The 10,839-nt window shown below is 70.3% G+C and carries 12 protein-coding genes; 7 read left to right on the top strand and 5 right to left on the bottom strand.

The genetic code is table 11. The features are described 5' to 3' along the window. Nucleotides 1-112: 112 nt before the first annotated feature. Nucleotides 113-562: an Rv3235 family protein gene (locus ACFTQE_RS10005; RefSeq protein WP_376924912.1), complete on the bottom strand. Its 450-nt coding sequence runs from the start codon at nucleotides 560-562 to the stop codon at nucleotides 113-115. A gap of 184 nt (nucleotides 563-746) precedes the next feature. On the opposite strand from ACFTQE_RS10005, the gene ACFTQE_RS10000 reads away from it, so the two are divergent. Continuing rightward, nucleotides 747-1,346 carry a hypothetical protein gene (locus ACFTQE_RS10000; RefSeq protein ID WP_376924911.1) on the top strand — a complete coding sequence of 200 codons (600 nt, stop codon included), beginning with the start codon at nucleotides 747-749 and terminating at the stop codon, nucleotides 1,344-1,346. Nucleotides 1,347-1,356: 10 nt separating this feature from the next. Here ACFTQE_RS10000 and ACFTQE_RS09995 read toward each other — a convergent pair whose 3' ends face one another. Continuing rightward, the gene (locus tag ACFTQE_RS09995; RefSeq protein ID WP_376924910.1) at nucleotides 1,357-1,650 is read right to left on the bottom strand and encodes a helix-turn-helix domain-containing protein; all 294 of its coding nucleotides are present in this window, start codon (nucleotides 1,648-1,650) and stop codon (nucleotides 1,357-1,359) included. Between the two features lie 122 nt (nucleotides 1,651-1,772). Between ACFTQE_RS09995 and ACFTQE_RS09990 the strand changes: the two genes are divergently transcribed. Genes ACFTQE_RS09990 through ACFTQE_RS09980 form a run of 3 tightly spaced genes read left to right on the top strand, consistent with a single transcriptional unit; the run spans nucleotide 1,773 to nucleotide 5,173 of the window. Further along, entirely contained in the window at nucleotides 1,773-2,402 is a 630-nt protein-coding gene (locus tag ACFTQE_RS09990) for a hypothetical protein (RefSeq protein ID WP_376924909.1), read from the top strand. 1 nt (nucleotide 2,403) lies between these two features. Beyond that, a complete protein-coding gene (locus ACFTQE_RS09985; protein ID WP_376924908.1) occupies nucleotides 2,404-3,651 on the top strand; it encodes a CpaE family protein in 1,248 nt (415 codons plus the stop codon). 28 nt (nucleotides 3,652-3,679) lie between these two features. Beyond that, complete coding sequence (locus ACFTQE_RS09980) at nucleotides 3,680-5,173, top strand: sensor histidine kinase (protein ID WP_375834130.1); 1,494 nt, start codon at nucleotides 3,680-3,682, stop codon at nucleotides 5,171-5,173. A gap of 9 nt (nucleotides 5,174-5,182) precedes the next feature. Here ACFTQE_RS09980 and ACFTQE_RS09975 read toward each other — a convergent pair whose 3' ends face one another. Next, nucleotides 5,183-6,100 carry an RNA polymerase sigma-70 factor gene (locus ACFTQE_RS09975; protein ID WP_376924907.1) on the bottom strand — a complete coding sequence of 306 codons (918 nt, stop codon included), beginning with the start codon at nucleotides 6,098-6,100 and terminating at the stop codon, nucleotides 5,183-5,185. 93 nt (nucleotides 6,101-6,193) lie between these two features. On the opposite strand from ACFTQE_RS09975, the gene ACFTQE_RS09970 reads away from it, so the two are divergent. From ACFTQE_RS09970 to ACFTQE_RS09960, 3 genes are all read left to right on the top strand, one after another. Next, the gene (locus ACFTQE_RS09970; RefSeq protein ID WP_376924906.1) at nucleotides 6,194-7,129 is read left to right on the top strand and encodes an NAD-dependent epimerase/dehydratase family protein; all 936 of its coding nucleotides are present in this window, start codon (nucleotides 6,194-6,196) and stop codon (nucleotides 7,127-7,129) included. Between the two features lie 101 nt (nucleotides 7,130-7,230). Further along, a complete protein-coding gene (locus ACFTQE_RS09965) occupies nucleotides 7,231-8,151 on the top strand; it encodes a cation diffusion facilitator family transporter (RefSeq protein WP_376924905.1) in 921 nt (306 codons plus the stop codon). A gap of 287 nt (nucleotides 8,152-8,438) precedes the next feature. After that, complete coding sequence (locus ACFTQE_RS09960) at nucleotides 8,439-9,215, top strand: hypothetical protein (protein ID WP_376924904.1); 777 nt, start codon at nucleotides 8,439-8,441, stop codon at nucleotides 9,213-9,215. A 9-nt stretch (nucleotides 9,216-9,224) separates the two neighbouring features. Here the strand turns inward: ACFTQE_RS09960 and ACFTQE_RS09955 are convergent, their stop codons facing one another. Together ACFTQE_RS09955 and ACFTQE_RS09950 are read right to left on the bottom strand one after the other, a co-directional pair. After that, nucleotides 9,225-9,965 carry a DedA family protein gene (locus tag ACFTQE_RS09955; RefSeq protein WP_376924914.1) on the bottom strand — a complete coding sequence of 247 codons (741 nt, stop codon included), beginning with the start codon at nucleotides 9,963-9,965 and terminating at the stop codon, nucleotides 9,225-9,227. A 172-nt stretch (nucleotides 9,966-10,137) separates the two neighbouring features. After that, nucleotides 10,138-10,791, bottom strand: coding sequence for a heme oxygenase (biliverdin-producing) (locus ACFTQE_RS09950; RefSeq protein WP_376924903.1), 654 nt, complete (start codon nucleotides 10,789-10,791; stop codon nucleotides 10,138-10,140). Nucleotides 10,792-10,839 lie beyond the last annotated feature (48 nt).

Raw genomic sequence — 10,839 nt, 5'->3', positions numbered from 1 at the left:
GGAGGCGCTGCACCGACCGGGGTCTCGTGCTTCACCGGCCCCGTGCAGGGTCGGGCGCGCGTCAGCGAGATGCGCGTCGGCCGAGGGAGCAGCGCCCCGTGAACCGAACGTCTCAGAGCACGCCGATGGCGCTTGCGCGCCATCGCTGGTCGAAACCCTCGATGCGGATCGCGACGGCTCGGGATCGAGCCCGCTGGTGCACCATGACGACGGCCTCGATCACGCCGTCGACCGGTTCGTGCAGATGCACCCGACCGATCGAGAACGCCGGACGCTGCGGCGACTGGCCCTTGGCCCGACGTGCGCGGGCCGCGAGCACGACTCGCTTCGACAGGTTGCGGTAGACGTCGTCGTCGACCCACCTCGCGAGTTGCTCGAGATCGCGTGCGCCCGAGAGCGCCTCGATGACGCAGTGGGTGAGACTGCGCAGGAGCGGCTCGGGATCGGGCAGCTCGGTGCGCCGTGCGGGTTGGCGGCCGAAGAACTCGTCATCGCTGAGAAGGTGCGCCGAAGTGCTGCGATTCACGGCGGTTCGGGTGCCGATCGCGTCGCGTGCGGTCATCTGTGCTCCATGGGGGAGGAGTGGCTCGCATGGTCTTTCGACAGTGCGACAGGATCACCCCCGTGTGGGGGACATGGGTGATGCCTGTGTGAACCGTAAATGAGCGGTCGAAACAGTGTCAAGAGATTTCCTCGCCTGTGGATAACGTTTCGGAGACGCGCGCATCGCGATGTAGCGTCGCTGCATGCGTTGGGACCTGCTGTTCGACGACCTCGAGTCGCAGCTCGACCAGGAGCAGCGTGACGAGGAGCGCGCCCTCGCGATTGAGGAGGAGCGCCTGCGGCTCAGCCGCCTGACCCTGCGGGATCGACTCTCGGCGATCGCGCGATCGGCCCCCGACGACGCCGGCGCCGCCGTCGCGATCGAACTGCACGGCGGCCGCACGATGTCGCTCCGGCCGCAGGTCTTCGGCCGCGACTGGGTCAGCGGTCGATCCGCGGAACCCGCGCAGGGCGGCGCCCAGTGTGTCGTGCCCATCGCCGCGATCGCGGCCGTGCTGCCCACCCGCGCCCAGCTCGATCCGAGCCTCGAGTCGGTGCCCGAGGCATCCGCTCGCATCGCCGAACGGATCGGGCTGCCCTTCGTGCTGCGCGATCTCTGCCGTCGCCGAACCCCGGTGCGCCTCTGCACGGTCGACGGCGAGGTGCACGGCACGATCGATCGGGTCGCGCGCGATCACCTCGACCTCGCACTGCACGACGTCGACCGGCCGCGCCGTGACAACGCCGTGCGCGGCTACCGCATCGTGCCGCTCGGGCGACTGCTGGTGGTCGACTTCCGCTGAGAGCGCGGCGTCAGTCGACCGGCCGGAGCCGCCCGGTGCGGGCGCCGGAGAGCTCGGCGATGTTCGAGAACTCGCCCTGGTTCCACGCCGAGAGCTTGCGGGTCTCCTCGTACTGGAGCTCGATCCAGACCTCGAGCTGCACACGTTCGATGCGCCACGGCCCGGCGGTGCCGACTCGGATCGCCGGCAGCTCGCCGGAGCGGATCAGCTCGTCGACCGCTACGACGTCGACGGCGAGGATCTCGGCCGCGTCGGCGAGCGTGAGGAACCGGCCGATTTCGTCGCCCGAACCTGGAGAGGTCATGTCTTGATTATCGACCGGCCGGGGCTCGGCGACGACGATTGTGGATAACTTCGGACCCGTGTCGCGGCTTCAGGCGACGATGGACGACGGCGCGACCCGGCGCCGGCCAGAAGGGAACGCACATGATGGCACGTCGCCCCCAGCGCGGCGAGCGGGGAGCCCTCCGTCTCGATCCTCGCCTGATCATCGGGGTGGTGCTGATCGCCGGTTCGACGTTCGGCGTGTGGAGCCTCGTCTCCGGTCTCGACGACGGTGTCGAGGTCTACACGGCGCGAGACACGCTGACCCCCGGCACGACCGTCACCGCCGACGACCTCGCCACCGAAACCGTGCGGCTCGGCGGGAGCGCGACGCACTATCTCACCGTCGGCGAGCTGCCCGAGGGCGGGCTCGTCGTCGCCCGCACGATCGAGGCCGGCGAACTCGTGCCCGATGCCGCCGTCGACGAGACCGATCGCACCGGCCTCGCGACCGTCGTCGTCCCGAGCAGGGGGCCGCTGCCCAGCGACGTCGCCGCCGGAACGAGGGTCGACGTCTGGACCGCGAAAGAGGCCGAGCGCGGCTACGAGCCGCCCACGGTCCTCGTGTCGGACGCCGAGATCGGGGGCGTCATCGAGGCGGAGGGCATGGTCTCGACCGGCGGCACCTCGGTCGAACTCCTGGTGCCTCGCGAGAAGGTGGCCGCACTGCTCGGCGCATTGGCATCGGGCGACGCGATCGACCTCGTGCCGGCCCGGTCGTCGGGGGAATGACGTGGCCCGGCTCGCGCTCGCGCTCGACGGCTCCGTTGAAGATCGCATCCTCGCCGACATCATCGAGCACGGCCACACGATCGTCGCACGGTTGGCAAGCTGGCGCGTCCTGCTCGAGAACCTCGACGTGCTCGGCCCCGATGTCGCCGTCGTCGGCGCTGCCCGCACCACGCTGAGCGCCGAGCTGCTCGCGGGCTGCGATGAACGGGGCATCAGACTGATCGCGCTCGCGGCGAGCGACGCCGAGCGAGCTCACGCCTCGCAGCTCGGCCTGCTCGAGGTCGTCGACCACGAGGCGCCGTGGATCGAGATCGAACCGCTCGTGAGCGGCGGAGTCCCGGTACCGTCGCGGGTCGGCGACCCGCTCGCGCGTCAGGAGCTCGCGGCATCCGTCATCGCCGTCTGGGGGCCGAGCGGAGCCCCCGGGCGCAGCACCCTCGCCGTGAACCTCGCCGCCGAGATCGCAGCCGCCGGCCACACCGTCGCGCTCGTCGACGGCGACCCCTACGGCGGAGCGATCGCCCCGACGCTCGGCCTGCTCGACGAGGCACCGGGATTCGCCTCGGCATGCAGGCTCGCGGGCGGCGATGCACTCGATCGCGTCGAACTCGAACGCATCGCGCAGCGCTACTCGGCGCCGCGCGCTGCCTTCAACGTGTTCACGGGACTCGTCGGCCCGAGCCGTTGGCCCGAGTTGTCGGGTGACCGGGTCACCGCTGCGATCGGAGCGATGCGAGCCTGGGTCGAGTACGTGGTGATCGACACCGGCTTCAGCCTCGAACGCGATGAAGAGCTGACGAGCGACCAGTTCGCGCCGCGTCGCAATGCCGCGACCTTCGCCGCGCTCGCCGCCGCCGACCGTGTCGTCGCCGTGGGCCTCGCCGATCCCGTCGGCCTCTCCCGGCTCCTTCGCGGGCATGTCGATCTCGTCGATCTCGTCGACCCCGAGCGAGTCGACCTCGTCGTGAACCGCGTGCGCACGAGCGCGCTCGGCATCGACGCCCACGCCCAGGTGCGCCAGACGCTGCGCCGGTTCGGCGGACATGGCGACGCGACACTCCTGCCGCACGATTCCAGGGCGACGGATGCCGCCATCCTCACCGCTCGCACACTGCGCGACGCGGCGCCGCGGTCGCCGTTGCGCACGGCCATCCGCGACTACGCGCTCGAGGCGTTCCTCCCCGCCCCGAAGCCGGCGCGCCGTCGTGTTCTCGCGATTCCGGCCCTGCGACGGGCGGCGACCGGCTGAGGTGCTGCCCGGGCAGTACGCTTGAACCGTGTCGACCCTCAGTGATCTCGTCCTCGCCCAGGGCCGCAGCAGTCAGGCCGATGTCGACTGGCTGCACATGCTCGTCGGCGACCTGCAGCTGCTCGCCGATCTCGCATTCGCCGATATCGTGCTGTGGGTGCCCTCCGGTGACGACGCGTTCGTCGCCGTCGCGCACTCGCGTCCGTCGAGCGCCGCGACGCTCTTCTACCGCGACTTCGTCGGCCAGGAGATCAAGCAGCAGTGGCGCGAGCTCGTCGGCCAGGCCTACTCGACCGCTCGCATCGTCGATTCATCGGCTCCCGACTGGTACGAGGAGATGCCGACCCGAGTGCGCGCCGTGCCCGTCATGCGCCGCCTCACGACGACCGGCACGAGTGTCGCACCCGAACCCGTCGCCGTCATCACCCGCCACACGAACCTCGGCGCGACGCGCACGCCGAGCCGACAGGAACTCACCTTCAACGAGTGCGCCGAAGAGCTCTTCCAGATGATCGCGTCGGGGGACTTCCCCGACCTCGGCGCGCCGACCGGGCCGCGGCGCGGCGCCCCGCGCGCCTCCGACGGCCTCATCCGCCTCGACGTCGACGGCATCACGACCTTCGCGAGCCCCAACGCGCTCTCGGCGTTCAACCGCATGGGATTCGACGACGAGCTCGAGGGGGAGTCGCTCGCGGAGGTCACCACGCGGCTCCTGGCGGGCAAGCTCGTCGTCGACGAGTCGCTTCCGCTCGTGGTGACCGGCCGTGCACCCTGGCGCACCGACGTCGAGTCGAGGGGCGTCACCGTCTCGCTCCGGGCGATCCCGATCCGGCACCGCGGTGAGCGCATCGGCGCGATCGTGCTGAGCCGCGACGTCACCGAGCTCCGCCACCAGGAGCAGGAGCTCATCACCAAGGACGCGACGATCCGCGAGATCCACCACCGGGTGAAGAACAACCTGCAGACCGTCGCTTCGCTCCTGCGCATCCAGGCGCGTCGCACGCACTCCGACGAGGCGCGCGAGGCGCTCACGCAGGCCATGCGCCGCGTCGGCGCGATCGCCGTCGTGCACGACACCCTCTCCGAGGGGCTCTCGCAGAACGTCGACTTCGATGCGGTGTTCGACCGCACGCTGCTGCTGGTCGCCGAGGTCGCCGCAGCGCACAACACGACGGCCCACCCCAAGCGATCGGGTTCGTTCGGAGTGCTGCCGAGCGAGTACGCGACGCCGCTCGCGCTCGCCCTGACCGAGCTCGTCACGAACGCCGTGGAACACGGCCTCGCCGGTCAGGAGGGCGACGTCGAGATCACGGCCGACCGCTCCCAGACGACGCTCACCGTCACGGTGCGCGACACCGGCTCGGGCCTGCCCGAGGGCAAGGTCGGCGAGGGACTCGGCACGCAGATCGTTCGCACGCTCATCCAGGGCGAGTTGAGCGGCACGATCGACTGGCACACCGTCGTCGGTCGCGGCACCGAGGTCACGATCGAGGTGCCGCTCCGCTGGATCGCGCCGGCCTGATCGAAGTCCTCAGGCGCCCGCGCGGCCGCTGAAGAGTGCGTACAGGTCGCCGACCGGCCCGAGATGCGAGAGCTTCTCGGGGTTCAGCTGGTTCGCGATGACCTGTGCCGCGCCATCGGCGAACTCCACCATGAGCACGCTCAGCAGTGCTCCGTCGGGACCGCGGACCCATAGCGCAGGGCCGCCGTTCACTGAACGCAGCTCGAATCGCACGCCGGCCTGTGCCCCGCGTCGAACGAGTCCGGCGAGGAATCGCGCCACGGCGACCGCGCCGTGCATGGGGTGCTGGATGGCGGGCGCCCGGCCGCCGCCGTCGCCGTAGAACACCACGTCGTCGGCGAGGCGGTCGACGAGCCCGTCGACGTCACCAGCCTCGACCGCCGCGAAGAACGCCTCCGCCAGGGCGGAGTCGCGTTCGTCGACGCCGTCGAATCGCGACCGCCGCTCGGCGATGCGGGTCTTCGCCCGGTGCAGGATCTGGCGGCACGCCGCCTCGTCGCGACCGACGACCTCGCCGATTGCACGGTAGTCGTAGGCGAACACCTCGCGCAGCAGGAACACTGCACGCTCGACGGGGCGGAGCCGCTCGAGCACGGCGAGGAACGCGAACGACAGCGTCTCGTCGCGCTCGATGCGATGGGCGGGATCCGCATCGTCGTCGGGCAGCGGTTCCGGCATCCACGGACCGACGTAGACCTCGCGGTTGCGGCGGGCTGAGCGAAGCACGTCGATGGCGAGTCGGGTCGTGATCGTGACGGCGAAGGCGTCGGGATTGCGGATCTCCTCGCCCGCCGCCTGATGCTCGTGGATGCGCACGTAGGCGTCCTGCACGACGTCCTCCGCCTCGACGACGCTCCCGAGCATTCGGTAGGCGATGGAGAACATGAGGGGGCGAAGGGCCTCCTGCGTCTCGCCCGTGATCGCCATGCTTCGAGGATGGCACACGCGACGGATCGCGGTCTCGCTGTCACGGATGCGATGCCGTCCTCGTCGGAGGTGGTGAGAGAGAGGGAGACGGAGATGCGCGTATTCATCGCCGGCGCCACCGGCGCCATCGGAACGAAGCTCGTGCCGCTGCTGCTGGCGGACGGGCATGAGGTGTTCGGCACGACGACACTGCCGGAGCGGGTCGCCGCCATCGACGCGGCCGGAGCGCACGGCCTCGTGATGGACGGGCGCGACGCGGCATCCGTGCGCTCTGCCGTGCTCGAGGCGAGGCCCGAGGTGATCGTGCACGAGCTCACCGCCCTCAGCGGTGGCGTGTCGGATCTCAAGCACTTCGATCGGGGCTTCGCCGCGACGAACGAGCTTCGCACGCGGGGCACCGACCATCTGCTCGCGGCGGGCGCGGAGGTCGGCATGAGGCGATTCATCGCGCAGAGCTTCGCGGGCTGGCCGTACGAACGCACCGGCGGTGCGGTGAAGACCGAGGAGGATCCGCTCGACCCGCATCCGACGGCGGCCTCGAAGGAGTCGCTCGCCGCGATCCGGTACGTCGAGGAGGCGACGACCGGTGTCGGCGGACTCGCGCTGCGCTACGGGGCGCTCTACGGCCCCGGGCAGGCGCTCGGGCGCGGGGGCGAGATGGTGACGATGCTCGCGGCCGGCAGGCTCCCGCTCGTGGGAGGCGGCACGGGGGTCACTTCGTTCTGCCACGTCGACGACGCGGCATCCGCGACCGCTGCTGCCGTGCTCCGGGGCGCTGCCGGCGTCTACAACATCGTGGACGACGAGCCGGCCGCGGTCTCGGACTGGCTGCCGGCGCTCGCCGAGGCGATCGGAGCGAAGCCGCCGATGCACGTGCCGGCGTGGGTCGTGAAGCCGCTCATCGGCGAGCACGGCGTCTCGATGATGACGAAGGCGCGGGGCGCGTCGAACGCGAAGGCGAAGCGCGGTCTCGGGTGGACGCCGACCTGGCCGAGCTGGCGCGATGGGTTCCGCTCGGGCCTCGGCTGAGCCCGCGCTGCGGGCGGGGGAACGGCGCGTGATCCGGCTGAGAACGCGACTCATTCCTATCTAGGGCCGATCGCCGATTCCCGGCCTACGCTGGATGGGACATGGCACACGATCACGACCACGCAGCGACCGCGAACCGCACCCGGCTCTGGATCGCCATCGCGATCATCGGCGCCTTCCTCATCGTGCAGGTGATCGGCGCCGTCTTCAGCGGCTCGCTGGCGCTCCTCGCCGATGCGGGCCACATGGCGAGCGACCTCATCGGCCTCGTCGTCGCCCTCGTCGCGGCGTTCGTCGCCGCCCGGCCTGCGACCGACCGCCAGACCTACGGCTACCGGCGTGCGGAGGTCTTCGGGGCGCTCGTGAACGGCGTGATCCTCGTGGTCGTCGCGGTCTCGGTCGCGATCGGCGCCGTCGGCCGACTCGTGAGCGGTGCCGAGGGCGAGGCCCACGAGGTGCAGGGCGTGCCGATGCTCGTCGTCGCCGCCATCGGACTCGTGGCGAACGTCGCGGCGATGCTCGTGCTGCGGGGCGGTGCGAAGGACTCGATCAACCTCCGCGGCGCCTACCTCGAGGTGCTCGGCGACCTCATCGGCTCGGCGCTCGTCATCGCCGCCGCGCTCGTGATCGTCTTCACGGGCTGGGATGCCGCCGACCCGATCGCCTCGCTCCTGATCGCCGCGCTCATCGTGCCGCGTGCCCTGTCGCTGCTCCGCGACGTCGCGCGGGTGCTCTTCGAATCGGCGCCCAAAGACACCGACGTCGCCGAGATCCGGGCGCACATCCTGCGCACGGCGGGCGTCGTGGCGGTGCACGACGTGCACGTGTGGGCGATCACCTCGGGCTCGCACGTCTTCAGTGCGCACGTCGAGGTCGAGCCCGAGGTCTTCGCCTCGGGGCGCACGGGTGAACTGCTCGACGAGCTCGGCGGATGCCTCAGCGAGCACTTCGACGTCGAGCACTCGACGTTCCAGCTCGAGCCGGCCGGCCGGGCGGAACAGGAGCAGTCGCGGCATCCGTGAGACGTGTGGGACGCTCCGCACGGTGCCGAAGCTGTTCAGCCGTGTGCCCGCGCAACTGCTGAGCGGCGCGCAGGGCCCTCCGCCTCGCTGCGTAGTATTGGCGGATGGGGCATCGCGCAGAGCTTGTCGGGATCGTGAATGAACTCCGCGGGCGACTGCCGAGCGCGAGCGGCCGCTCGGGGCGGTTGGTCTCGTTGGACGACGGCGACCTCATCGTGTGGAACGACGCTGCGGAGATCGAGCGCAGCTCGACCACCTGCCTCCCGTCGTCGGCCGAGCTGCTCGCGGTGACGCCCGACCTCTCTTCCCTTGCGGCGAACGTTGAACACGAGCTCTGGATCGTGTCCGGCGATCTCGGGGTGCCGGTCGCGCGCGTCGCGATCGCCGCGGACGGCGCGGTCTTCCTCCCGTCGGGTCGGTTGATCGCGACGGCGCCGAGCTCCCCTCGCGAGGGACGCTCGTCCTCCGATTCGCACCGAGTGCTGCTCCTCGAACCCACGGGCACCGTGATCGACGAAGTCGTCGTCGATGCAGAGGACGCAGCGACGTACCTGCATGGCCACCCGACTGAATCGGTCGTTCTGTGCGACTTCGTGATGGGGCAGGACGGCAACCTTCAGACCGCCATCCGAGACGCTGGCGGCCGCCTCCAGGTCGAGGAGATCTTCCGCGACGAGGATCTCGTCACCCTGTCGTTCGGCCCGCTCGGAGACCGGGTTCTGTTCAGCCCGTACCCGTCCGATCCCGAGCGCGCTGTCGTGGCGACATGGCCGGTTCCCACGATCGACGCGTCCCTGGACGCCGCGATCCTCGACCTGGAGATGGGATTCGACGTCTCGGGTGGCCATCTCTCCGACGGCCGCATCCTGCTCCTCGCCGCCGAGATGGGGCCGGTCCTCGCGGATGGAGATCTCGCCAACGCAGGCCTGGTCGAGATGATCGACCTGGAAGACTACGCCGGTGACGGCTTCGTCGAGGGCATCGCACCGCTCGGAGCGGACAGCTTCGCGGCGGTGCTCTGGGACGCCGGTCAGCGCACCACTACCGTCTGGCGCCTCGTCTAGCGTCGCGAATCAGTGCTCTTCGGGGCCGCGCTCGAAGACCTCGGGGTCGAGCACGAGATGGGCCGCCTCTTCTTCGTCGGTGATGACGTCGGCGCCGGCTGCTTCGGCCTGCTTCGCCTTGCGCGCTGAGGCGAAGTAGTGCCAGAGCGTCGGGATGAGCGTGAGCACGACGGCGCCGATGAGGATGACGTCGATGTACTCCTGCACGAACTCGGCGATCGGCGGGATGTAGCCGATGAGGTAGCCGAAGTACGTGAGCCCGGCGCCCCAGATGAGCGCGCCGATGAGGTTGTAGAGCGTGTACTTCTTGTAGTTCATGTGCCCGACGCCCGCTGCGACCGGGGCGAACGTGCGGACGATCGGCACGAAGCGGGCGAGGATGATCGCGAGCGCGCCGAAGCGCTCGAAGAAGGCGTTGGTGCGTTCGACGTTCTTGACGCTGAACAGGCCCGACTCCTTGCGCTCGAACACGCGTGGCCCGAACTTGTGGCCGATGAGATAGCCCACTTCACCGCCGATGAACGCCGCGATGCCGATGGCGAGGCACACCCACCAGATGTCGACGCCGAAGACGAGCGAGGTGTGCGTGAGCAGGCCCGAGATCACCAGCAGCGTGTCACCCGGCAGGAGGAAGCCGACGAGCAGGCCGGTCTCGGCGAAGACGATCGCGCAGACGACGACGAGCGCCCACGGGCCGGCGCCCGAGATGATCGTCTCGGGGTCGAGCCAAGGGATGAGCGAGGTGTGGATCACTGGGGGATCTCCTGTCGGCGTCGAGACACGGCGATTGCCGGGTCAGCGGCGTGGTTTCGTTGCAGTCTACCGAGGGGGATTGCGAGCGGCATCCGCCTGCAGTATGACGACGGCTCACCCCGTGGGGTGAGCCGTCGTGTGAAACGGGCGGCCGGACCGGCCGCAGCGGTCAGGCCGAGAGTGCCTCGAAGATCGCGCTGTTCATGCGGAACGAGGTGCGGACCTCGGCGATGAGCACGTCGACCTGCTCGGGCGCCAGCGCGAGGTCGTTCATCGCCTCGCGGTAGCCGCGCTTGTAGCGCACGACCCCGTCTTCGGCGATGTCGAAGCGGTAGAAGCTCAACTGCTCGGGGGTGGCGCCGTAGTGGCGGGCCACGAGACGCGCGATGGCCTGGCCGCCCGAGAGGTCGCCGAGGTAGCGCGTGTAGTGGTGCGCGAGGTAGCGCACGTCGTCGCCGGAGACCGCCCGCAGGTGCGCGGCGTACTCGACGGTCGCGGGCAGCGCCGGGTGCGAGGTGCGCCAGTCGGCGGCACCGAGCGCGGCGAGGTCGGCCTCGATCGCGGCCATGCGGGCGAGCTCGGGGTCGAAGACCGCCGGGTCGCCGTCCCGGCTGCCGCGCTCCTCGAGTGCCTCGTAGACCCAGCCGAACTGAGCGAGGTAGCGCGTGTACTCCTCGAGCGAGAGTTCGCCGCCCATGAGCTGCACGATGTAGCCACGGGACTCGGCGGCCTTGTGGTCGTCGGCGGAGGCCGCGCGCACGAGCGCTGCGACGTCGAGGGGCTCGGCATCGGTGCGGGCCGGGACAGTGGGGGCGATCGTCATGGGGGCGACCCTTCGGTGAGGTTAGGTTTGCCTTACCATCATAGGGGG

The organism is Agromyces sp. NPDC056965 (genome assembly GCF_042673425.1).
Taxonomy (GTDB): domain Bacteria; phylum Actinomycetota; class Actinomycetes; order Actinomycetales; family Microbacteriaceae; genus Agromyces.
Note: the sequence above shows the minus strand (reverse complement) of the source record. Positions and strands in the feature narration are given on the sequence as shown.

What these genes read in the sequence shown, in the direction of transcription:
- ACFTQE_RS10005 (WP_376924912.1), bottom strand. Translation starts at nt 562, where the DNA reads ATGACCGCACGCGACGCGATCGGCACCCGAACCGCCGTGAATCGCAGC.
- ACFTQE_RS10000 (WP_376924911.1), top strand. Translation starts at nt 747, where the DNA reads ATGCGTTGGGACCTGCTGTTCGACGACCTCGAGTCGCAGCTCGACCAG.
- ACFTQE_RS09995 (WP_376924910.1), bottom strand. Translation starts at nt 1,650, where the DNA reads ATGACCTCTCCAGGTTCGGGCGACGAAATCGGCCGGTTCCTCACGCTC.
- ACFTQE_RS09990 (WP_376924909.1), top strand. Translation starts at nt 1,773, where the DNA reads ATGATGGCACGTCGCCCCCAGCGCGGCGAGCGGGGAGCCCTCCGTCTC.
- ACFTQE_RS09975 (WP_376924907.1), bottom strand. Translation starts at nt 6,100, where the DNA reads ATGGCGATCACGGGCGAGACGCAGGAGGCCCTTCGCCCCCTCATGTTC.
- ACFTQE_RS09970 (WP_376924906.1), top strand. Translation starts at nt 6,194, where the DNA reads ATGCGCGTATTCATCGCCGGCGCCACCGGCGCCATCGGAACGAAGCTC.
- ACFTQE_RS09965 (WP_376924905.1), top strand. Translation starts at nt 7,231, where the DNA reads ATGGCACACGATCACGACCACGCAGCGACCGCGAACCGCACCCGGCTC.
- ACFTQE_RS09950 (WP_376924903.1), bottom strand. Translation starts at nt 10,791, where the DNA reads ATGACGATCGCCCCCACTGTCCCGGCCCGCACCGATGCCGAGCCCCTC.